Origin of the sequence: Duncaniella sp. B8 (genome assembly GCF_005304985.1) — a bacterium.
GTDB lineage: Bacteria > Bacteroidota > Bacteroidia > Bacteroidales > Muribaculaceae > Duncaniella > Duncaniella muris.
This window is the reverse complement of record NZ_CP040121.1, coordinates 2,600,155-2,622,089: the sequence shown is the minus strand read 5'-3', so window position 1 is coordinate 2,622,089 and position 21,935 is coordinate 2,600,155. Positions and strand designations below refer to the sequence as shown.

At 50.2% G+C, this 21,935-nt stretch carries 20 protein-coding genes; 8 read left to right on the top strand and 12 right to left on the bottom strand.

All coding sequences use genetic code 11. From position 1 onward, the window contains the following. Positions 1-66 precede the first annotated feature (66 nt). The 3 genes from FDZ78_RS11095 to serB form a co-directional block, all read right to left on the bottom strand. The gene (locus FDZ78_RS11095; protein WP_168182043.1) at positions 67-873 is read right to left on the bottom strand and encodes a DUF4249 family protein; all 807 of its coding nucleotides are present in this window, start codon (positions 871-873) and stop codon (positions 67-69) included. Between the two features lie 5 nt (positions 874-878). After that, on the bottom strand, positions 879-2,942 hold the full coding sequence (locus FDZ78_RS11090) for a TonB-dependent siderophore receptor (protein WP_136408561.1): 2,064 nt from the start codon (positions 2,940-2,942) through the stop codon (positions 879-881). A 171-nt stretch (positions 2,943-3,113) separates the two neighbouring features. Further along, the gene (gene serB, locus FDZ78_RS11085; protein WP_123398686.1) at positions 3,114-4,343 is read right to left on the bottom strand and encodes a phosphoserine phosphatase SerB; all 1,230 of its coding nucleotides are present in this window, start codon (positions 4,341-4,343) and stop codon (positions 3,114-3,116) included. Positions 4,344-4,443: 100 nt separating this feature from the next. On the opposite strand from serB, the gene menB reads away from it, so the two are divergent. The 6 genes from menB (at position 4,444) to FDZ78_RS11055 (ending at position 11,045) form a co-directional block, all read left to right on the top strand. Continuing rightward, positions 4,444-5,265 (top strand): 1,4-dihydroxy-2-naphthoyl-CoA synthase, encoded by an 822-nt coding sequence (menB, locus tag FDZ78_RS11080; protein ID WP_136408560.1) that lies wholly within the window; start codon positions 4,444-4,446, stop codon positions 5,263-5,265. A gap of 82 nt (positions 5,266-5,347) precedes the next feature. Further along, complete coding sequence (locus FDZ78_RS11075; protein WP_240743515.1) at positions 5,348-6,334, top strand: o-succinylbenzoate synthase; 987 nt, start codon at positions 5,348-5,350, stop codon at positions 6,332-6,334. Beyond that, positions 6,319-7,281 (top strand): AMP-binding protein, encoded by a 963-nt coding sequence (locus FDZ78_RS11070; protein ID WP_136408558.1) that lies wholly within the window; start codon positions 6,319-6,321, stop codon positions 7,279-7,281. The genes FDZ78_RS11075 and FDZ78_RS11070 overlap by 16 nt, the downstream gene beginning before the upstream one ends. Positions 7,282-7,380: 99 nt before the next feature. Further along, positions 7,381-8,568 (top strand): glycosyltransferase, encoded by a 1,188-nt coding sequence (locus tag FDZ78_RS11065; RefSeq protein WP_137426204.1) that lies wholly within the window; start codon positions 7,381-7,383, stop codon positions 8,566-8,568. After that, the gene (locus tag FDZ78_RS11060; RefSeq protein ID WP_123611054.1) at positions 8,543-9,625 is read left to right on the top strand and encodes a lysylphosphatidylglycerol synthase transmembrane domain-containing protein; all 1,083 of its coding nucleotides are present in this window, start codon (positions 8,543-8,545) and stop codon (positions 9,623-9,625) included. The genes FDZ78_RS11065 and FDZ78_RS11060 overlap by 26 nt, the downstream gene beginning before the upstream one ends. 16 nt (positions 9,626-9,641) lie before the next feature. Then, positions 9,642-11,045, top strand: coding sequence for a nodulation protein NfeD (locus FDZ78_RS11055; RefSeq protein WP_123611055.1), 1,404 nt, complete (start codon positions 9,642-9,644; stop codon positions 11,043-11,045). A gap of 55 nt (positions 11,046-11,100) precedes the next feature. Here the strand turns inward: FDZ78_RS11055 and crcB are convergent, their stop codons facing one another. After that, positions 11,101-11,478: a fluoride efflux transporter CrcB gene (gene crcB / locus FDZ78_RS11050; RefSeq protein ID WP_107031599.1), complete on the bottom strand. Its 378-nt coding sequence runs from the start codon at positions 11,476-11,478 to the stop codon at positions 11,101-11,103. An 87-nt stretch (positions 11,479-11,565) separates the two neighbouring features. On the opposite strand from crcB, the gene FDZ78_RS11045 reads away from it, so the two are divergent. Further along, positions 11,566-14,022 (top strand): S9 family peptidase, encoded by a 2,457-nt coding sequence (locus FDZ78_RS11045; RefSeq protein WP_123611056.1) that lies wholly within the window; start codon positions 11,566-11,568, stop codon positions 14,020-14,022. A 42-nt stretch (positions 14,023-14,064) separates the two neighbouring features. On the opposite strand, the gene FDZ78_RS11040 is transcribed toward FDZ78_RS11045, so the two are convergent. From FDZ78_RS11040 to FDZ78_RS11025, 4 genes are read right to left on the bottom strand one after another with little or no spacing between them, the layout of a single operon-like run. Further along, complete coding sequence (locus FDZ78_RS11040) at positions 14,065-14,967, bottom strand: LysR substrate-binding domain-containing protein (protein ID WP_136408554.1); 903 nt, start codon at positions 14,965-14,967, stop codon at positions 14,065-14,067. A 58-nt stretch (positions 14,968-15,025) separates the two neighbouring features. Next, entirely contained in the window at positions 15,026-15,508 is a 483-nt protein-coding gene (locus FDZ78_RS11035; protein ID WP_107031504.1) for a threonine/serine exporter family protein, read from the bottom strand. Positions 15,509-15,554: 46 nt separating this feature from the next. Further along, positions 15,555-16,382, bottom strand: coding sequence for a threonine/serine exporter ThrE family protein (locus tag FDZ78_RS11030; RefSeq protein WP_240597638.1), 828 nt, complete (start codon positions 16,380-16,382; stop codon positions 15,555-15,557). Then, entirely contained in the window at positions 16,366-16,569 is a 204-nt protein-coding gene (locus FDZ78_RS11025; protein ID WP_107031503.1) for a hypothetical protein, read from the bottom strand. Before FDZ78_RS11025 ends, FDZ78_RS11030 begins: the two co-directional genes overlap by 17 nt. 145 nt (positions 16,570-16,714) lie before the next feature. Here FDZ78_RS11025 and FDZ78_RS11020 point away from each other — a divergent pair, with 145 nt between their 5' ends. After that, the gene (locus tag FDZ78_RS11020; RefSeq protein WP_107031502.1) at positions 16,715-17,128 is read left to right on the top strand and encodes a secondary thiamine-phosphate synthase enzyme YjbQ; all 414 of its coding nucleotides are present in this window, start codon (positions 16,715-16,717) and stop codon (positions 17,126-17,128) included. A gap of 89 nt (positions 17,129-17,217) precedes the next feature. Here FDZ78_RS11020 and pgk read toward each other — a convergent pair whose 3' ends face one another. The 4 genes from pgk to FDZ78_RS11000 form a co-directional block, all read right to left on the bottom strand. After that, entirely contained in the window at positions 17,218-18,471 is a 1,254-nt protein-coding gene (gene pgk, locus FDZ78_RS11015) for a phosphoglycerate kinase (protein WP_107031501.1), read from the bottom strand. Positions 18,472-18,584: 113 nt separating this feature from the next. After that, entirely contained in the window at positions 18,585-19,955 is a 1,371-nt protein-coding gene (gene nhaA / locus FDZ78_RS11010; RefSeq protein WP_123611057.1) for a Na+/H+ antiporter NhaA, read from the bottom strand. A gap of 73 nt (positions 19,956-20,028) precedes the next feature. Then, entirely contained in the window at positions 20,029-21,384 is a 1,356-nt protein-coding gene (locus tag FDZ78_RS11005) for a BT_3928 family protein (protein WP_123398678.1), read from the bottom strand. Continuing rightward, on the bottom strand, positions 21,341-21,886 hold the full coding sequence (locus tag FDZ78_RS11000) for a DUF1599 domain-containing protein (RefSeq protein ID WP_123398677.1): 546 nt from the start codon (positions 21,884-21,886) through the stop codon (positions 21,341-21,343). The genes FDZ78_RS11005 and FDZ78_RS11000 overlap by 44 nt, the downstream gene beginning before the upstream one ends. Positions 21,887-21,935: the final 49 nt, after the last annotated feature.

The window sequence follows — 21,935 nt, the reverse complement described above, 5'->3', positions numbered from 1 at the left end:
AATACCGGAAACAGATTCTATCCCGAACCGCACCTCAGAAGTCAGAAAATGCTTTTGACGTGCGGTTCATTTGTATTCGGGAATTTCATCAGGGCGAAATACGATGGAAGCTGATACAGGAGAAGTAGCCACAAAGTATCCGAGACATTTGTCACCGCTGAACATAGCAGGGCAATTGCTGTCATTCTGTAACGCTTCGAGATAATCGTGCATGGCGCGTGAAACCGGCAAAACAGTGCAGGTAAGTACATCACCATCAAAAAGCACCGTATCATCATCCTCTTCATCCGTGTCCTTGCGGGTGGTCATAGTGATAAAAGTGTTTATGCCGTCTGCTGCACTGCGGTCATCCATCTCGCCCCACTGATAAATCTTTTCATTGCGATAAAGTTTTATCCAGTAGCAGTCCCCTTCCGTGGCTTCATCATCGTAGAACCGTCCCTGAAAGACAGCCACCTGATCGTAGGGCATTTTGATCCAGTTGAATTCAAGACTTTCTATCTCGGTCGGCGGATACATAGTGGCGATAGCCTCATAACGACAACCGGCTCTTTCCACTGTCAAGCGATAGTCATGGTCCGCAACGCCTGGTGTCAGGTCTGTGTAGAAACCCTCCGAATCCGTATGGAGACCATATACAGACCCGTCTGTCAGATCGGTCAGTGTCACCACTGCATCCGTGAGATGTGTACGGTCCATAGGCTCATCCATAGGAGTCGTACTGGTGATGGCTACCTTCGCCCCGTCAGGAGTAAGCTCCGCCTCAATAACGGTCAACGGTTCTATATCGTGATACTTGAAATCAAGTTCCTTTTCGCACGATGCGAGCAGAAGCAGCATGCACATCATTGCCGGAATGCTATATAGTTTCATAATCATCAGAATTTAAGAGTATATGATACTGATGGAACAAGACCATACATTGCATGCAGCACTGCACGTGTTCCGGATGGTTTGGACGCATCATCCTCGAAGTAGACCAAAAACGGATTGTAGCGGCAATAGGCGTTGTAGATTCCGAATGCCCATTCATATGTAAGTTTCTTCCCGGTGTGGATATATTTGGCGGAAAGATCGAGGCGATGGGTAGGAGGTGTCATATAAGCGTTTCTCCTGGAATAGTAGTAACACGTCTCGCCGCTGATTTCATACTTCACATCAGGAGCCGTCAACGGCTGGCCGGACATAAAAATCCATGAGCCGGAAAGATTCCAGCTGTCAGACAGTTTATATATGGCCGTGACGGTAAAATCATGGCGGCGGTCATTGGTAGCATTATACCACTGGCCGTCATTGATGCCTGGAATCTTGGTTTCTGTGTGCGAAATCGTGTAAGACAGCCAGCCTGTGAGACGTCCTGTATTCTTGCGAAACATGAACTCCGCACCGTAGCTCCGGCCACATCCTCCAAATATAATACTTTCGATTGCGATGTCAGAGAATGTACTGCGGCCATCCTTGAAGTCGTAGACATTATCCATGCTTCGGTAATATCCTTCGGCCGACCAGTCAAACGCGCCGTTCCCAGTCATGCCGCTGTAGCCTATCCCGTATTGCAGCGAACGTTCAGGCTTTACGATTGCCGAAGTAAGAGCGTAGCGGTCAAATGGGAAAGATGTGGCGTTGGCGCGGATAGCGTGAAGATTCTGGGTTGATATGCCGAATCCTGCCTTTACGTTATGCAGATGCGTGAGATTATATTTCAGATTGATCCGAGGCTCGACCTCTATGTAGGTTTTGCCGTCAAACTGATTAGGGATGTCATAGGCGCTTTGGAATTCATGAAAGCGATTCTGAGACAACACTGATGCCACATTGAGGCGCAGGCCGGCGGTGACATCAAGCTTTTCGGCAAACGATCCGGAATATTCCGCCCAGGCAGAGTTTTCCCAAAGTGACCTGATTTCACGCTCGCGCGAAGCGTTAAGCATCCATTCCGCCGACTTTACCTTAAGAAGTTCTGACCGCAATCCGAACTCCAGTCCGTGCCATTCGGATATTTGCCAGCGCAGCCTCTCGTTGAGGGAGTAATTATGTATGTAGGTCCACATGGCTTCATTGACATCCATCATGTCCATTGACATTTCAGGACTGAAATGAGTCAATGCCGCAGTTGTAGTGAACGTAAGCCGGTCATTGGCACGGGCCACCCAGTTGACCGATCCTCCGAGATTGCCCCAGTATAATCCCATAAGGTCGGCAACCGCCATATTGTCGTGGCTGATAAAGAACGAGCCGTCGATCAGATGACTTGGCGAAGGACAATAGCGCAACTTGGCCGACACATCATAGAAATTCATCACTGTGCTGCGGTATTGGGGAACTATTTTCAGAAATGCATCCACGTAAGAACGTCGTGCGGCCACGGCAAACGAAAGTTTATCTTTCACAATCGGGCCTTCGGCCTTGATCTTGGCGGCAAGTATTCCGATTGAGGCTGACCCGTGATAATTTTCCATATCCCCGGCAGCGAGAGTAGTTTCAAGTACCGAAGATGTCGCATCTCCATACATGGCCGGGATAGCGCCTTTGTAGAGGGTAGCGCTTCCGAGAGCATTGTCGTTGAAAGTCGAGAAGATCCCCATCACATGGCTGGGATTATATAACGATATGCCATCGACCAGAACAAGGTTCTGATAGGCGTTACCGCCCCTGACCTCAAATCCGCCACCGCCTTCACCCTCGCTGCGGACACCGGGAAGCAGTGTGATCGACTTTATGATATCGGCTTCGCCGCCAAAGGCCGGAACCTGTATCATCTTTGACAATTCAAGCCGTTCAGCTCCAAGCCTTGGGTTACTGATTCGCTGGCGGGCGGAGTTGCCGGTGACAACAACCTCATTAAGTTCCGTACCCATTATGCTGTCACTTGGCTCCTCAGCCGAAACTGTCACCGTTGCACAGACCAGGACCAAACCTAAAACTACTATTTTCTCTATCATAAATTTTTACGTAGGTGAACTCTCGCAATTGACTGGCCCGATTTTATTGTATCTGAAATACTTCATAGAGTCTGTGTTTAATCAGTGTAACAGATAGTAATAAACCACGAAAAAAGATTGTAACGTTACAACCTTTTCACATGTATTTAGCTGGCAATTTCAAAAAGAGTCTTACTTCTCTGAAATAAACGAATCTTTAAAGCCAAGGAAATAAAGAACTCCGTCAAGTCCGATGGTCGAAATTGACTGTTCGGCATTGGCTTTGACCTTAGGTTTGGCATGGAATGCTATACCAAGTCCTGCGGTGGAGAGCATCGGCAGATCGTTAGCTCCGTCACCGACCGCAATAGTCTGCGCAATGTTCACATTCTCCACCTGAGCTATCAGTTTAAGTAGTTCGGCTTTCCTGCGTCCGTCGACAATCTCTCCGAGATAGCGCCCGGTCAGCTTTCCGTCAACGATTTCAAGTTCATTGGCATAGACATAGTCAAAACCATATTTCTGCTTGAGATAATTTCCGAAATAGGTGAAACCGCCTGACAGAATGGCTGTCTTGTAGCCCACACGCTTAAGCACCTGCATCATTCGGTCAAGTCCTTCGGTTATAGGCAGATTCTCAGCTATCTCCTGCATCACGCTTTCATCAAGTCCTTTGAGCAGCGCCACACGTTCGCGGAAACTTTCGCAGAAATCAATCTCACCCCTCATGGCCCGTTCGGTTATAGCCTTGACCTGGTCGCCGACACCGGCTCTGATAGCCAGTTCGTCAATAACCTCAGTTTCAATAAGAGTAGAGTCCATGTCAAAGCAAATCAGTCTGCGGCAACGGCGGAAAAGAGTGTCTTCCTGCATCGAAATGTCAAACTCTTCTTCCTGTGAAAGCTGCATGAAGCGCGCCTGCATCGCAGCCGTATCTCTCGGCATGCCGCGCACTGAAAATTCAACACACGATTTTGACAGCGGCTGCTCTTCCTCTCCCAAAGGCATTCGTCCGGTCAGACGCTGTATGGAGTCGATATTCATACCCTGCTCAGAGATTTCGGCCGTCACGTTGGCAATCTGCCGGGCCGTCAGCCGCCGGCCGAGAATCGTTATTATCCAGCGGTCTTTGCCCTGCATACCGACCCAGTTCTCATATTCTTCAATACTTACCGGCGAGAAACGCACATTCACATTAAGTTCGGTAGCTTTGAAAAGCAATTCTTTCATAATGTTGCCTGACACTGCCGAATCGGTCTTTATCAGAATACCCAGTGAAAGGGTATGATGTATGTCGGCCTGACCGATATCAAGAATGCCGGCATTGTAGCTGGCAAGAATTTCAGAGAGAGCCGATGTCACACCCGGATGGTCCTGACCGGATATATTGATAAGAATTAGTTCAAGCTGAGGCGTTTCCATATCTATATATGAGAAATAATTGGATTTTGGATAACAAAGATACGAAGTTATCTCTGATTTTTTGGTAATTTTGCATGTGTAATTTAACAATCGCAAATATATGGCACGAGAATGGAAAAAGATTAAAAAGTATGAAGACATACTTTTCGAACAATATGGCCGCATTGCCAAAATAACCATCAACCGTCCGCAGGTCTACAACGCATTCCGCCCGCAGACTAACCGTGAAATGCTTGAAGCTATGGCTTATTGCCGTGAAGCGTCTGACATTGGAGTGATCATACTGACAGGAGCCGGTGACAAGGCTTTTTGCTCTGGCGGCGATCAGAAAGTCAAAGGCATAGGCGGATATATCGACGAGCAGGGAGTGCCCCGCCTCAATGTCCTTGACCTCCATAAGGCAATCCGCTCGATTCCCAAGCCCGTCATCGCTATGGTAAACGGCTATGCTATCGGCGGCGGCCATGTGCTCCACGTGGTCTGTGACCTTACTATAGCCTCTGACAATGCCCGCTTCGGCCAGACAGGCCCGAAAGTAGGCAGTTTCGATGCCGGTTTCGGCTCAAGCTATCTGGCCCGCTGTGTAGGTCAGAAAAAAGCGCGCGAAATCTGGTTTCTCTGCCGCCAGTACAGCGCCGAGGATGCCGAACGAATGGGTATGGTGAACAAAGTCGTGCCTTTCGACCGTCTGGAAGACGAAACCGTGGAATGGTGTGAAACTATTCTGAGCCGCTCTCCGATGGCCATCCGCATGATCAAGCGCGCACTTAATGCCGAACTTGACGGCCAGCGCGGCATGATGGAATTCGCAGGTGACGCCACCCTGATGTACTATCTCATGGAGGAAGCACAGGAAGGTAAAAACGCATTCCTTGAAAAACGCGACCCCGACTTCGACAAATTCCCTAAATTTCCGGGCTAAAACACAATCGGAACGTATGCAGGCCACTTGGTGTAAATATGAATTATTCTTCCGGTTCACTGCCATAACCTCACGTGAACGCATGAACCGGAAGGATACATATTATATAAAAATATCCGATCAGGCCGACCCTGCGGTTTATGGCATCGGCGAGGCCGGACTTTTCCGCGGTCTGAGCTGTGACGACCGGCCGGGCTATGAAGAAATGCTTGACACAGTCTGCCGCGCCATCGACACCTACCTCGAAAATCCGGACCTGCTTGCCGACTGGCCGTCAATCAGGTTTGCCGTCGAGACTGCCGCACTTGATCTCAGAAACAACGGGCACCGCATCCTTTACCCCTCTGCCTGGACCGAAGGTCGAGAACCCATCACGATCAACGGCCTCGTATGGATGGGTGACCGCGAAACCATGCGCGAACGGATAGCCCGTAAACTGGCTGACCGCTGCGGATGTGTGAAAGTCAAAATCGGCGGAATTGAATTTGATGAAGAGATAGACCTGCTGCGCTACATCCGTTCGCAAGCTCCTGAAATCACACTCCGGCTTGATGCCAACGGCGCTTTCACCCCTCAGGAAGCAGATGAAAAACTCAGGCGGCTTACCGAATTTGACATCCATTCCATCGAACAGCCGGTAAGAGCAGGCCAATGGCAGGAAATGCAGCGTCTATGCCGCACCTCCCCCATCCCGATCGCCCTTGACGAAGAACTTATCGGCCTTAACGATTCTGAAGAGAAGCGCCGGATGCTTGAAACGATCCGCCCGCAATACATCGTACTGAAACCCACCCTCTGCGGTGGCATAGGAGGCACGGAAGAGTGGATCAGACTTGCCGGGACAATCGGTGCCGGATGGTGGATCACTTCAGCCCTCGAATCAGACATAGGGCTGAATGCCATAGCACAGTGGACAGCGACACTCGGATCAGACATGCCGCAGGGACTGGGTACAGGCCAATTGTATGACAACAACATTCCCTCACCGCTGTCAGTCAGCGGCGACAGGTTATCCTACAACCCTGCCGGAAAGTGGGAAATTCCTCAACTGGCATGGAAACAATTCTGACACCTGAAGCAAAAAAATTTATTGAAGAGTGGAATAGTCCGACTCCCTACGTCACTGCCCGCACTTCAGGCTCTACCGGCACGCCTAAAGAAATCCGCCTTCTGAAAACAGATATGCGGGCCTCGGCCAAAGCTACTATAAATTTTTTCGGCCTCCACTCCAGATCATGGCTCCACCTGCCCCTCTCGCCGGATTACATAGCAGGAAAAATGCAGATTGTCCGCGCACTGGAATCCGGAGCCACACTGACAGTGGAGGACGCGACCAACCGTCCGCTGTCCGGACTCAGCCTGAACACCGGCCGACGGATCTCATTGTTGCCTGTGGTGCCTTCGCAAGTCTGCGGAGTGCTGTCATCCGGGTTCACAGACCGCATCGACAACATGATCATAGGAGGAGCACCGCTTGCCCCTGCAGACGAACAGCGCATCATCGACTCCGGCATACCCTCTTTTGCCACTTACGGCATGACCGAGACATGCAGCCATGTGGCGCTGCGCCGACTCGGTTCGGAATGCTTCTCGGCTCTCCCCGGTTTCAGATTTTCGGCAGATCCAAGAGGATGCCTTGTCATAAACAGTGAGACAATGTCATTCGGACAGCTCGTCACAAACGATATTGTAGAGCTTGACAGTCCGCAGGCATTCCGCTGGAGAGGACGCTTTGACAATGTCATCAACTCCGGAGGCCTGAAAATAAGCCCTGAGGAAATTGAAAAAAAGATAGCACATCTGTTTCCTGACGGTACGAATTTCTACATAGCATCACGCCGAAGCGAGCGCTGGGGCGAAGAAGCGGTCCTTGTCACCGATCTCCGGGAACCGGCCGACAATCTGATAAATCTGATAGAAACCGAGGTCGGGCATCTCCGCGCACCGAAAGCACTGATTTTCGATCCGGACATACAGCGGACTTCATCAAAAAAAATCATCCGGAGAAAATTTTAGGCCTCTTAATAATCCTGAATCGGTTGATAAGTGTTATCTTTGTAATTACTCCGTTTTCATCTTCCGGTCTGGAAGAAACTCACTTTCAACTATCGTTTTATGACTCCGGAAACAGGCCCCAATCTCTATGGACTTTTCAATGACAGCTTCCCTCCTGTCCTTGACGGCGTCACTCTGACAGTCGAAAACTATTGCCAATGGCTTGCCGCGGCAGGCCACAAAGTCTGTGTAGTCACCCCCTGGACTCCCGGTTCGTGTCCCGAAGGTGACTTCACCATGTATCGTTATCTCTCGCTCCCCATCTATAACCGCCACCCCTATCGCTACGGTTATCCAAGATTCGACCCTTTCATCTGGCGCAAACTGCGGTCTACACCATTCAGACTCGTCCATGCCCACTGTCCTTTTTCGTCCGGCAGACTTGCAGCCTATGCGGCAAGAAAGCATGACATACCGCTCGTTGCCACATTCCACTCCAAATACCGGACCGATCTCGAACGCTCGCTCCCCGGTCCGATGGTAAGATACCAGATGAAACGTCTGCTCGAATTCTACAACTCCGCCACTGAAGTCTGGATTCCACAGAGCGCCGTTGAAGAGACTCTCAGAGAGTACGGTTACACCGGAGATGTCAAAGTGGTGGAGAACGGCAATGATTTCAGCGAAGGAATTTCAGATCTGTCTGCCTACCGGAAAGAAGCGCGCAGGCATATAGGCCTCGCAGATGATGAATTCGGGCTTCTATTCGTGGGACAACACATTCTCGAAAAAGGGATCGAGATCATAGTCCGCGCACTCGCCGGTCTTGCTGGTCTGAAATTTCACATGAATTTCATAGGCACCGGCTATGCCCTTCACGACATGCAGGAACTCACACGTGAGCTGGGTCTTTCAGCCCATGTGGCATTCCACGGTGTGATTGACAACCGTGAAGAGCTGCGCCGCTTCTACGCCGCATCCGATCTATTTCTTTTCCCTTCGTTCTATGACAATGCTCCGCTCGTGGTCAGAGAGGCGGCAGCTATGTCCACCCCCTCCCTTCTGCTCGAAGGCTCTACAGCCGCCGAACTTGTCAGAGACGGAGAAAACGGCTTTCTGACCCAACGCACTCCCGAAGCTTATGCAGCCGCCATTCGCACCATCGCATCTGACCCTATTATGAAAGAAAAAGCCGGATACGGAGCCCGCGCCACTCTTGCACGTTCATGGCACGATGTCATGGATGAAGTATTAATCCGCTATGCCGAAATAACCGACCGATATGAGCACAACTGTCACAAAAAATAAAAACAACACTCCATCGGAGCGCAGGCAGGTGCTCGGACTATTATGGAAAATATTCCTACCTATGGCCATAGGTATCGGAGTCGTAATGTGGCTGTTTCACCGAGAATTCAATCCGGAGGTGTGGGACTCGATTCATTTTGACGCCCGTGTCATAGCCTGCATTCTTCTCGCATGGCTGTTCATGATAGGCCGGGACTTCGGTCTGACATGGCGTTTCAGAGCTCTTACTGACCATCAGCTCTCGTGGCACAAGGCCCTCAAAGTCGACATGCTCTGTGAATTCACATCCTGCGTGACTCCATCGGCAGTCGGCGGAAGTGCCCTTGGCATGGTCTATCTCAACCGTGAAGGCATAGAATTCGGACGCGCCACCACGCTGATGATGACCACCCTCTTCCTTGACGAATTCTTCTTCGTACTCTCCATACCGGTAATCATGCTGCTTGTGCCCTACAGCGAACTTTTCGATTTCGGACACGGCAGTTTTACCGTGGGCCTACAGTCTGTGTTCTGGGGTGTCTATGCGATAGTATTCCTCTGGACCTCTATTCTGTTTTTCGGAATCATCATAAGACCCCACGGCATCCACAGGTTTCTGAACTGGCTGTTCAACTTCAGACTGCTCCGGAAATGGGCGTCGAAAGTAGATCAGCTCGGACAAAACATGGAAGCAACCGGACGCGATCTCCGCAAACGCCCCCTTAGATGGTGGCTTGAGACATTCGGCGCCACAGCTCTCTCATGGTCCTCACGCTACCTTGTTGTCAACGCTCTTTTCCTTGGATTTGCCCCTCATGCCGATCAGCTGATTGTTTTCGCCCGCCAGTTCGTGGTGTGGATATGCCTGATGATAAGCCCCACCCCCGGCAGCGCCGGCATCAGCGAATGGCTGTTCACCACCTACTACGGCGACCTGATCCACAGCGCCGGCATCGCTCTGATAATCGCTCTGTTCTGGCGCATCATAAGCTACTATATCTATCTGCTTGTCGGAGCATGCATACTCCCCTCCTGGATCCGCGACAGCTTTAGAAAATCACCCCGAAACAACCTCTAATGACAACCAAACCGCAATGAACCGATCACATCTACAATTCCGCTTATGGCTATGGGTCCTCCCCGTCATAGCCCTGATATATCCGGTCACAATCAATGCCGATGAATTACATGGTGTCTATATGCTCCGCCTTGATGACGAGATAGGCTCTTCAACCTGGCGCTACACCCGGCAGGCTCTTGACGAAGCCTCGCGCCTTGATGCCGAATTGCTGATTGTGCACCTCAACACTTACGGCGGATCCGTGGTCCACGCCGACTCAATCCGCACCGCGCTGCTCAACTTCCCTCGCCCAACAGTGGCGTTCGTTGACAACAACGCAGCCTCGGCAGGAGCACTCGTCGCACTGGCCTGCGACTCTGTGTTTATGAGAAGCGGAGCCTCGATGGGAGCCGTCACTGTGGTTAATGGCACCGACGGCATGGCCATGCCTGACAAATATCAGTCATACATGCGGGCCATGATGCGCGCCACCGCCGAGCGGCATGGGAAAACCATTAGCCCGGACGGAAAGTCGGAATGGCGCCGCAATCCGCTCGTGGCAGAAGCTATGGTCGATCCGCGGGTCAGTGTGGGCGGCCTTATCGACTCTACAAGAGTGCTGACCTTCACGGCTGACGAGGCCGTAAAATGGAACTATGCCGACGGCAAAGCAGAATCAGTTGACGAGATAATGCAGCAGCTCGGATATCATCCGGCTTCATATGCCATCAAGGAGTATCACCCTACATGGCTCGACAACTTAATCGGCTTTCTCACAAATCCTGCAGTGCAGGCGGTGCTGATCATGCTCATTATAGGCGGGATCTATATGGAACTCCACTCGCCCGGTGTAGGCTTCCCCTCGGCGGCAGCCATAATCGCCGCTATACTTTACTTCCTGCCATTATATATAAGCGGCATAGCGAGTTCTTGGATAATCCTGCTGTTCGTTTTGGGCATAATGCTGATAATTCTTGAAGTTTTTGTGGTGCCAGGTTTCGGAATCACAGGCATAGCCGGAATTTCGTGTGTCTGCGCGGCTGTTATCCTCGGCCTCATAGAGCACTACACCTTCTCTCTCTCCCATATGAACGCCGACGCCATCTGGAGCTCAATGGTCATCTTCCTCGTCGGCCTCGGTCTGGCGGTGCTTGCCATCTGGTATCTTACATCGTCCTATGGTCCCAAGTGGGTGCGCCGCCACACAGAACTTATGCTGACTCAGCAGGTGGATGAAGGCTATATCGGAGTGGACATGACTCCGGCTGCATATATCGGCCTTGACGGCACGGCTGTCACTGACATGCGCCCGGCAGGAAAAGTAGAGATCAACGGAGATGTGCTCGATGCGGTTGCTATCCAAGGATTCATCCATGCCGGAGCAAGGGTGAAAGTCAGGAAGTATGAAAACGCTCAGATATATGTCGCAGAACTATAGATGACTGAAAGTATATTCACTGCCTGATACAGCCAGAGTTATGCCGGTCATCTGTCTAACGCACCAGCAAATGGCCGGCATACACACATCCAAGCCCGACTGCCAGACTTGCAAGAGCATAGGCTATGGCTACAATGCCTTCTGACATACCAAGCAGAAGATAGTTTTCATTTACAAAAGTCGAAAATGTGGTAAACCCGCCGCAAAAACCGACAGTGGCAAGCAAACGCAACTCCGGGCTCAAAAGATCAGACTTTTCAGCAAAGCCATAGATCAGACCAATCAGCAGGCATCCCGCCATATTGACCGCGAAAGTACCCCAGGGGAAAGCCGCAGCGCCTGCATTGGTCTGTATGACATGGCTTAGCCCATAACGGCATACACCGCCAAGCCCGCTGCCCAGAAAGACTATCAGAAAATCAGTCAGATTCATTTTCATTCGATTTTACGACTGCAAATTTACGGATTTGTCACATTTTTATTATTATCTTTGTGCAATTTAGAGTTCCAATCTTTTATCATGTATAAAAAAGTAATTTGCGCGGCATGCGGTGCCGCACTGTCTCTTAGTTCTTTCGGAGAGACTATCGACATCAAGTCATTTAAGTATTCCGGTCCTTTTGAAGTGGCCACTCCGTTCATGCTTGACAGCATCGATGCCAATTCAGCCAAGTTTGACACTTTGGCCATTCTGAAAACCCCGATTTCCATGAATGCTGCTGAAAAAGGCAGTAAATTCACAAATCCGGTTCTTCCGGCAAGCCGGACACCGGCACTCCATCTCCTGAATTTCACTCTTGACAACGGACGTTATTTCAACGGATCGCTCAAAGTCAGCGGCCTTAAGAATCGGGAGATCTATCTTGACGGCAAACTCATCACAGACGAAAAACTCGCTCTGGCTCCGGCAACACACTCCATAACTGTCAAATGTCTCACGCTACCGGGCAATCAACCCGACTCAGTCAGAATCTCCATTGAATCCGACGGCAAAACACAAGTCACAATCAATAAGGAACAAGGACGCCGCTACACTCTCCGAGATGTGATGACAGGGCAAAGAATCAAGTCGGCAAGCCTATCTCCAAGCGGAAAATATCTGCTCACCACATACAGTTTTACCCATGAAGGAGGCGACAATACGTTCAATACCCAGATCAGCGAACTCTCGTCAGGCCGAGTGCTATTGTCAAGCACAGAAACTCTACGGTGGATGCCAGACTGTGATCAGCTCTATCTCACACGCAATGTCAATAAAAAGCTCCGGTTTATCACCCTCAATCCTCTGACCCATGAAGAACAAGTGATTGCAGATGACATTCCCACACATTCATTCATGCTGTCGCCTACAGCTGATTTCTTTGTCTACCTGAAGAATCAGGATGAACCCAAGGAGAAGAACGCAGACCTTTATGAGATCGTCAATCCGGAAGACCGTCAGCCTGGATGGCGCTCACGCGCATCGTTGATGAAATTCGATCTGGCAAGCGGACTCAGCAGCCCGCTGACATTCGGCTACCGAAATGTCACTCCGGCCGGAATATCAGCAGACGGCAGCAAACTCCTTTTCATGGCTTATGACACTAAAGTAGAACAGCGTCCGAGCTCGGTTGTGTCTCTCTATCTTCTCGATCTGAAATCAGGTGCCTGCATGACGCTGCTTGAAAATGAAGGATTCATCGGTGGCGCATCCCTCTCGCCCGACGGAAAAACGGTCGCGCTTACAGCCTCTCCCGAAGGGCTTGGCTCCATCGGCAAGAATCTGCCAGATGGAATGACCCCGAACATGTATGACAACCAGCTCTATGTCATGGATGTCGCAACGAAGAAAGTCACCCCCCTGACCCGCGACTTCAACCCGTCTGTTGAAAGTTTCGCCTGGAGCAAGGCTGACGGAAATATTTATTTCACGGCTGAAGACCGCGATCTCAAATCGCTCTACCGCGTCAATCCGACCAACGGACAAATTGACAATCTGAAAGCACTTGAGGAATATGTAATGTCATTCGACCTTTCAGCCACAGCTCCGGTACTCGTCTACACCGGTCAGGGAGCGTCTAATTCCGACAGACTCTATTCTGTCAGTCTGAAAAACGGACGCCAGAATCTGATCGAAGACCTCAGCGCCAAACGCCTTGAGGGTGTGCGCCTCGGAGAGTGCAAGGGATGGCCGTTTGTGACATCGCGCGGCGACAGCATCAGTGTGCGCTACATCCTTCCGCCCGATTTCGATCCATCCGAAAAATATCCGATGATCGTAAATTATTACGGCGGATGCAGTCCGACCAGCCGCACATTCGAAAGCCGCTACCCACATCACGTCTATGCCGCCCACGGCTATGTGGTTCTGGTCATCATACCGCGAGGCAGTGCCGGATTCGGGCAGGAATATGCCGCTCACCATGTCAACACGGCCGGTGAAGGTGTAGCTGACGACATAATCGAAGCCGTAAAGGCCTTTACCGACAGTCATTCCTGGGTAGACAGCAAGAAGATCGGCTGTATCGGTGCTTCATATGGCGGATTCATGACCCAATATCTGCAGACAAAGACCGACATATTTGCTGCCGGAATATCTCACGCAGGTATCAGCGACCACACAAGCTATTGGGGTGAAGGCTATTGGGGATATTCATATAGCGAAGTCTGCATGGCCAACAGTTATCCCTGGACACGGAAGGATCTGTTCGTGGACCGCAGCCCGCTCTTCAATGCCGACAAGATCCACACTCCCCTGCTGTTCCTCCACGGCGATTCTGACACCAACGTGCCATTCGGAGAAAGTATCCAGATGTACACGGCCCTGAAACGCCTTGGCCGCGAGACGGCTTTTGTGGCAGTCAGAGGCGCCAACCACCAGGTGACCGAATTCAACAAGCGCAAACAGTGGCAGGAAACCATATTTGCATGGTTTGCCAAATATCTACAGGATGATCCGTCATGGTGGGAAGCCATGTATCCTAAGAAGTCACTTTGAAACGCCGGATCACGACCGGCAAAAAAAGAAGATCTGAGCGAATCAGAGCCATGCGTTGACACGTTCACGAATGGCCGCTGATTCGCTCAGCATTTTAATGAACTCGCACATGGAACGCTTGTGGTAACTGTCACGCAGAGTGTGGACACAGCCGGTCATCTCGTTTGCCGGAATGTCAAGCGGCACAGCCTTGACTCCGCGCACATTGTGTGTTGTGGCTTCGGCCAGTACAGTGGCCAGACTGCTGCAGCTGATCAGTTTCAGCAGAATGTTGACTTCATTGAGTTCGATACGCACACGCATATCAATGCCTTTAGGAGCAATCACTGCATCAAAATAGTTTCGCGCCTGCAAGCCGCGGGCCGGCAGTGCAAGATCATATTCCGAAAGCTCGGCAAGCGTGACTTTTTGCTTCGATGCCAAGGGATGGCTACTGTTGACCACCACTGTAAGAAAATTCTGAAACAGACTGTGGGATTCGACACAGGCCAAAGGCTCCTTCGGTTTGAATGCAAGCACAAAGTCAACTTCACGTTCAACAAGCATGTCCATCAGCTCGGCCATCGGCTTATAAAAAATATTGAGCTTCACTCCCGGATAAAGTTTCATGAAATCAAGCAGCGTCTCTGTCAGTATGGGGCTGAAAGAATATGTCACCCCGATGTTGAGAGTGCCTGCAAGCAGTTCGCGCAGATCATTCATGCGCTCAAGACAGAGTTGTGAGGCCTGTAGGGTTCTGACGGCATACGGGAGCAGTTCGCTGCCGGCTTCCGTCAGACACACCCGATGGCTGTCTCGCTGAAAAAGCGGTGACCCGATCTCCTGTTCGAGCTGTTTGATCTGCTGTGACAAGGTGCTCTGGGTTATAAACAATGTCCGTGAGGCCTCTGAAAAGTTCAACGTCTCCGCAACCTTGACAAAATATTTCAACTGGCGCAATTCCATGATTCAGGGAATGAAAATGAAAACGTGAGTAGTATTATATTAACGTGGCAGGTATAGTTCATCGTGTGGCCTGGAAAGATATATTTTTCAAAAGGAAGATCGGTATTGTCGCACCGATGACCATTCCGAGGAGTATAAAAAGGCAGGTAAGGCCATTACTTGCAAACAGATAGAAATAATGGTTGAATCCCAGTTCATGCCCCTGATAAAGACACATCACAAGTCCTCCGAATGTCCGATAGGCATATATGCCGGGGATCATCGGCAAGAGCGAAGGAAACAGACAGGTCTCTGCGGGAGTACGGACCAAAGGTGAAAACAGAACCGCGAGCACCCCGACAATCAGCGCCGCTATCGAAGTGGCCGGCACAATGTGCATTCCTGTCAGAGATTCATTCATCAGAAGAAAACGGGTAGAATGGCCGGCGGCGGCAATAAGCGCACAATACAGATAGGCCCTGCGCGGGGGATTGCTGATAGCGGCAAAACCGATAGCTGCTATCGCTGCGAAAAACGCATCCTGCAAAAATTCGATCAACATAACGGATAAACTGCTTTTTTCAAATCAACATTCTGTAATGGCGCTGTCAAAACATACCGATGTTCATCATCATCATTCCGCCACAAAGGCCTATCGAAAGGCAAGCGGTAAGAATCATTGCATGCATGAAGCGGCTGAACGAACAGATATAGTGGCCGGCAAGCATATCGCTGAATGAATTCAGAAACGGAATGCCCGGCACAAGGTAGAGCACACTGGTTCCGATGGCTATTTCCGGAGTCTGGCCGAGATGAAACAAGGCATCCGTAGCTCCGAGCACAGACGAAACGAAAGCACACATAATGAAAACAATACGCATGTCTACTTTCTGCTCACAGAGCACCTGCTTCAGATAGTAGCCGGCAAGAGTTGCTATAAAAACGATTGCCATCGCTGGCAGATCGCCTCCGAAAAGGCGGCAAAACGATGCGTTGGCACATGATGCAAGTAAGAGCACCAGCCGTTTGTCAGCCGGACGAGTCTTGACGATGCGGTTGAACTCTGCTTCGGCCTGTCTGAAATCAAGCCGGCCGTCAGCCACTGCCCAGCTCAGTTCGCTCAGACGGGTGTTGATGTCGAAACTTATCATCGATGTCCGCAATGCAGTTATATAGGTATAGCTGTCGGAACGGTCACGGTTGCAGACAGTCATGTGGATATGGCGTGGCATTATCGTCATCACAACCTCATGATCAAAAGCCTCCGCCATGCGTTTGACATTTCGCTCAAGGCGTATGCATGTGGCCCCGGCTCCTAAAAGCCATGCGGCATATTCAGAGAGGAAAAGGCAGTATTTTTTTACGGTCTCACCCTCTCTTGTCATTCGGATGCCTGCTGTCACAGGCGCCATAGGCTGCTCAATCTTCGTCATCATAAACTTCCTGGCCTTCAAGTCTGTCACCGGGGATGAAGATTTCCTCACTCTCCTTACCAAACTCGATCAGATGCCTCTGATGATGTATCTGGGAGTAGTTTTTGTAACAGACTCTGATGATTATCAGTGCTACCATCGCGAATGCTATCACGCACCAGGTAAAAAGCGGAATGTTAAGCGTAACCATGATTGTTCTGATGTTTAAATTGTTTTGCAAAGTAAACAATCATGCGGATCTTTTTCCTCCACCCGGCTAATGAAAGATTCGATAGCTATTATAGAACGAGCCAATTGTTAAAAATGTTCTGCTTTTTGCTTAACTTTGCACTACTATGATACAACAGATCGAATTCACACTCCGCGCCTACCCGCGTGGCATCCATCTGGTCACCGGCGAAGTAATGCGCCAATTGCCTGAACTGCCTGAAAAAGGGCTTCTGCATCTTCTTATCAAACATACATCTGCCGCACTCGCTGTCAACGAGAATGCAGATCCGGATGTGCGCCACGACCTGAATGTTATTTTCGACCGCCTCGTGCCGGAAAACGCCCCATTCTATCTCCACACCGACGAAGGCCCTGACGATATGCCGTCACATGCCAAATCCATCCTTGTCGGTCCGTCGCTGTCACTGCCAGTCAGCCGTCATCACCTGAATCTCGGAACATGGCAGGGAATATATCTCTGTGAATTCCGCGACTACGGAGGTCCGCGCAAAATCGTAGCCACAATCATCGGCGAATAAAAGTCGGTCCGACAAAAAACGGCCCCGCTATCACCTATGATAGCGGAGCCGTGAATTTTATCGGAGATCAGACTCCGGCAATAGCTTTTTTATTCTTCGCCGCGGATAGCTGCGATGCCGGGGAGGATCTTGCCTTCGATGGCTTCGAGAAGAGCGCCGCCACCGGTTGAAACGTAGCTTACCTTGTCGGCCAGACCGAACTTGTTGACGCAGGCAACAGAGTCACCGCCGCCTACGAGAGAGAATGCACCGTTTTCAGTAGCCTCTACAATGGCATCGGCGATGGCACGTGAACCGGCAGTGAAATTGTCGAATTCAAACACACCGGCAGGACCGTTCCAAAGGATTGTCTTGGCACCTTTGATAGCATCGGCAAAAGCCTTGCGGGTTTCGGGACCGGCATCAAGGCCTTCCCATTCTGCAGGGATTTCCTTGCATGAAACAACCATAGTGTTGGCATCGTTGCTGAAATCGTCAGCTGCCACGCAATCAGTTCCGAGTACAAGGTTAACACCTTTCTGCTTGGCCTTTTCGATGATCTGAAGAGCGAGATCGAGCTTGTCATTCTCGCAGATAGACTTTCCGACATTTCCGCCGAGAGCCTTTGCGAAAGTATAGGTCATACCGCCGCAGAGGATGAGGTTGTCAACCTTGTCCATGAGGTTTTCGATGATGCCGATCTTGGTTGACACCTTTGAGCCACCCATGATAGCGGTGAAGGGACGCTTGATGTCTTTGAGAATGTTGTCAACAGCTGTAACTTCCTTTTCCATCAGATAGCCGAGCATCTTCGAATCCTTGTCGAAGTAATCGGCGATCACTGCGGTAGAGGCATGACGACGGTGAGCGGTACCGAACGCATCGTTCACATATACGTCAGCATAAGATGCAAGAGTCTTTGCGAATTCTTTCTGACGTTCCTTCATTTCTTTCTTGGCTGCGTCATATGCGGGATCTTCCTTGTCAATGCCTACGGGCTTGCCTTCTTCTTCAGGGTGGAAGCGGAGGTTTTCAAGCAGGAGCACCTGACCGGGCTTCAGAGCGGCGGCCTTTTCAGCTGCCTTGGCGCAGTCTTCAGCAAACTCTACTTCAGTGCCGAGATATTTGCCAACTGTATCTTTGATCTGGCTGAGTGACATTTTGGGGTTCACCTTACCTTTGGGTTTGCCCATGTGGCTCATGATGATGAGGCTGCCACCGTCAGCAAGAATTTTTTTCAAAGTGGGAAGAGCGCCGCGGATACGGGTATCGTCAGTGATTTTACCGTTTTCGTCCAGGGGAACGTTGAAATCCACGCGGACAATGGCCTTTTTGCCGTTGAAATTGTACTGGTCGATAGTCATTGAATATGTGTATTTTAAAGGGTTTTTACGTCCATTTCAGAGACGGTGCAAAATTACAGAAATATTTCATTAATAACAACATATTTTCGAAAATACTTCTTGCTGTCTCTTCTTTAATCCTCATCTTCGGCACTTGCATCAGGAGCCTGAGGGAGAAAACGCGACAGCAGACCATAGCCTATGACTCCGGAAAGCAGCGATCCGGCCACAATGCCTACTTTTGAATCATTCAGCAATGCCACACCGGCCTCGCCCATGTCGCCGAACGAGAGGTTGGCTATGAACAGTGAGACTGTAAAACCTATGCCGCCAAGCATCGAGATCGCGGCCACCATTTTCCAGTCAGAGCCTTCAGGCATTGGAGCAAGTTTCATTCTGACTGTAAGCCAGGAAAACAGGAGTATTCCGACAAACTTGCCGATGACAAGACCGACAATGATCGCCAGGCTGATTCCACTCAGAACCGTCATCGGATTCATGTCCAGCAGATAGATCCCTGCGTTGGCAAAGGCAAACAGAGGTATGATCAGATAGTTTATGACCGGATGCAGCGAGTCTTCGAGATCCTGAAGAGGAGATATCACCTTATCGGATGCACTCTCTATCTGCTTGAGCCAGTCCATCTGCTCATGATTCAGAATTGTGCGCCGCGAAAGCACATCATCTTCCTCTTCGTTGAAATTGCGGATGGAGCTACGGATTTTCTTTATATATTTTTCAGGCGCATAGACCGGGACCGAAGGCACACAGAATGCTACGAGCACTCCGGCTATGGTAGGATGAATTCCGGAATTGAGAAACAGGAACCACACAATCCCGCCTATGAGCACATAGAAAAATTTGCTCTGTATTTTCAAAAATCCGCCTCCGACGAGCAACACGGCCAGCCCGACAGCCGCATAGCCGATAAAAGCCATATCAATATGCGACGAATAGAAAGCGGCTATCACGATTATGCCTCCGATATCATCGACCACGGCAAGGGTGGTCAGAAATATCTTTAACGAGACCGGCACACGAGATCCAAGAAGCGCAAGCACTCCCAGCGAGAACGCAATGTCAGTAGCCATCGGGATGGCAGCTCCGTCTGCATAGTCACTTCCTGCCGCAAGGGCGAGATATAGACCGACGGGCACTATCATGCCCCCTATCGCCCCCATTATAGGCAGTAGAGCCTGGCGGAACGAAGAAAGCTCGCCGACGAGGACCTCTCGTTTTATCTCAAGACCGATCGAGAAGAAAAACACCGCCATGAGAGCATCGTTGATAAACTGCAGGACGGTCATCGGATGTCCGGCGTGTGACAACACATTGAAATCACCGATCTGCAATCGCATCGGCTGGTTCCAAAAGTCATTATACAATGTATTAAGACCCGGTATATTGGCTACCACAAGAGCCAGCACTGTGGCAAAGATCAATACATTTCCGCCGGAAGCGTGATGACGGAGGGCCTGGCGGGCGGCATAGAAAACGTGTGACATAACAAATCAGTATTGTTAACTTATATAGTATATAGTTGTTAACAATCCTGATTTGCGAATAGTTGTCAGATCGTCACTCCTTACCGGTCTCTGCCGTGCTATCCGGCTGTCCGATTTGCGCCTGCAGTTTCTCTGCTTTTTTCTTACGGCGCTTCAGCATCCATGCCACAAGACGACCGCTGCGGTCAAACACCATTATTATTACTATCACAGTAGCAAACAGAATGGTCAGGCCGTGAAGTATCTCTTTGGAGTCCGGATCAAGCTCTCTGTCAATTTCACTCAGCTGCGTGTCTGACACTATTTTGTAGCTGATAGACGAGAGAGTGCGTTTCCAGACCACGACACCGTCATGCAGAAACACTATGGCCGCATGTCCGCGCGCCAGCTCCTTTATAAGCGTAGGCTCTGCGGTATATATGTCATATGAGGCCATCGAGACATCACGCCAGCGCTCTATCCCCTCTTCGTCAGCATTGACCAAAGCCACCATTGAGCCTCCGCGATTACTGATATAGTCATTGAGTTCGTTAAGAAGATAGGTGTATGACAGGTCTACCTTTGACAGATCCGGGATAGTGACTATGAACTGGTCAGCCTCAGGATCAATTATATCGGCTGCGATGTTTTCGCCGTCTGAAATTACGGCAAATCCGTCAGTCACAGTCTCTGAACCTCCGATCAGACGGCGGTCCACGAAAGTCCATGTAGAATCCGGCAGATTGTCGAGCGTGAAACTTTCCTCCCGGCCGTCTTTTTCATAGATGAACTCATATTCCGCCTCTTCCTCGCTTTCCTCATCACTACTGTCGGCAGAGGCAAGCAGGTCGGTGCCAGGTTCAAAGCGGCGGAAATCAATCATCGGCTGCACATTATAACCGAAAAACGCCACGAACAGGATATAGAACGACAACAGGCCTCCGATCACCCACTGGACATAGGGCACAAAAAGGCCGTCGACCCGCTTGTTGAATCTGAACAGATACAGCAGAAAGAGCGTCAGGAAAATATTCTTTATGAAAGTGGCATTATTTGAAATCAGCAGGAAGTCGCCGAAGCAACCGCAGTCGGCAACCGGATCGGCAACCGCTATATAGAGCGTGAGCGGCAGCATGAATGCCATCATCAGAAGCATGATCCATGTCACGGCCCTCTTGTAGCATCCTAACAGCAACAGAGAGCCACACACGAATTCCACCCCGCCAAGCAGGAAGGCGGCAAGCACGACCAAAGCCGACGGCACGTCCCAGCCCCAGACATCAAGATATTCCGCTATCTTATAATAGCTTCCCCAGACATCTATGCTTTTGGTGAAACCAGACAGCACAAAAGTCGCGCCTACAATCAGACGGAATATCCAGACCAGAGCCGGATGGAAGAAACGGTCAATCCTTTTCTTCGGTGAGTTTGATGATTGCGAAGACGGCATAATTAATTATATCCATATAGTTGGAATCAATTCCTTCCGAGACACTCGTCTTGCCTCCGTTGCCTTCTATTTCCTTGACGCGCTGGAGTTTTGTCAGAATGAAGTCGGTATATGAATTGACTCTCATTCCGCGCCATGCATCGCCATAGTCATGAGTTTTGGCGGCAAGGAGATCACGTATCACTCTGACATATCTGTCATAAAGTTCCACAGCTTGCTCCGGGCTGATGTCAGCTTCATCGGCAAATCCGAGTTCAAGCTGGATAAGCCCCATGACACCATAGTTCACTATGGCATAAAATTCGCCGAGAATGCCCTCGTTGACCAGAGCCTCACCCTCTTCAAGAGTGCGGATGCGTTTGGCCTTTATATATAGCTGGTCTGTGATTGACCGCGGACGCATTATGCGCCACGAAGCACCGTAGTCAGCCAATTTTTCGGCATAGATCCTACGGCAGTCTCCAATCACCGCATCAAACTGTTCCAATGTAGATGTCGCCATGCGTGTTTACTTGGTATATATGATGATATTTTTATATGAAAACAAAAAA

Coding starts and splice junctions, on each gene's coding strand:
- FDZ78_RS11095 (WP_168182043.1), bottom strand. CDS start 873: ATGAAACTATATAGCATTCCGGCAATGATGTGCATGCTGCTTCTGCTC.
- FDZ78_RS11090 (WP_136408561.1), bottom strand. CDS start 2,942: ATGATAGAGAAAATAGTAGTTTTAGGTTTGGTCCTGGTCTGTGCAACG.
- serB (WP_123398686.1), bottom strand. CDS start 4,343: ATGGAAACGCCTCAGCTTGAACTAATTCTTATCAATATATCCGGTCAG.
- menB (WP_136408560.1), top strand. CDS start 4,444: ATGGCACGAGAATGGAAAAAGATTAAAAAGTATGAAGACATACTTTTC.
- FDZ78_RS11075 (WP_240743515.1), top strand. CDS start 5,348: ATGAACCGGAAGGATACATATTATATAAAAATATCCGATCAGGCCGAC.
- FDZ78_RS11070 (WP_136408558.1), top strand. CDS start 6,319: ATGGAAACAATTCTGACACCTGAAGCAAAAAAATTTATTGAAGAGTGG.
- FDZ78_RS11065 (WP_137426204.1), top strand. CDS start 7,381: ATGACTCCGGAAACAGGCCCCAATCTCTATGGACTTTTCAATGACAGC.
- FDZ78_RS11060 (WP_123611054.1), top strand. CDS start 8,543: ATGAGCACAACTGTCACAAAAAATAAAAACAACACTCCATCGGAGCGC.
- FDZ78_RS11055 (WP_123611055.1), top strand. CDS start 9,642: ATGAACCGATCACATCTACAATTCCGCTTATGGCTATGGGTCCTCCCC.
- crcB (WP_107031599.1), bottom strand. CDS start 11,478: ATGAATCTGACTGATTTTCTGATAGTCTTTCTGGGCAGCGGGCTTGGC.
- FDZ78_RS11045 (WP_123611056.1), top strand. CDS start 11,566: ATGTATAAAAAAGTAATTTGCGCGGCATGCGGTGCCGCACTGTCTCTT.
- FDZ78_RS11040 (WP_136408554.1), bottom strand. CDS start 14,967: ATGGAATTGCGCCAGTTGAAATATTTTGTCAAGGTTGCGGAGACGTTG.
- FDZ78_RS11035 (WP_107031504.1), bottom strand. CDS start 15,508: ATGTTGATCGAATTTTTGCAGGATGCGTTTTTCGCAGCGATAGCAGCT.
- FDZ78_RS11030 (WP_240597638.1), bottom strand. CDS start 16,382: ATGATGACGAAGATTGAGCAGCCTATGGCGCCTGTGACAGCAGGCATC.
- FDZ78_RS11025 (WP_107031503.1), bottom strand. CDS start 16,569: ATGGTTACGCTTAACATTCCGCTTTTTACCTGGTGCGTGATAGCATTC.
- FDZ78_RS11020 (WP_107031502.1), top strand. CDS start 16,715: ATGATACAACAGATCGAATTCACACTCCGCGCCTACCCGCGTGGCATC.
- pgk (WP_107031501.1), bottom strand. CDS start 18,471: ATGACTATCGACCAGTACAATTTCAACGGCAAAAAGGCCATTGTCCGC.
- nhaA (WP_123611057.1), bottom strand. CDS start 19,955: ATGTCACACGTTTTCTATGCCGCCCGCCAGGCCCTCCGTCATCACGCT.
- FDZ78_RS11005 (WP_123398678.1), bottom strand. CDS start 21,384: ATGCCGTCTTCGCAATCATCAAACTCACCGAAGAAAAGGATTGACCGT.
- FDZ78_RS11000 (WP_123398677.1), bottom strand. CDS start 21,886: ATGGCGACATCTACATTGGAACAGTTTGATGCGGTGATTGGAGACTGC.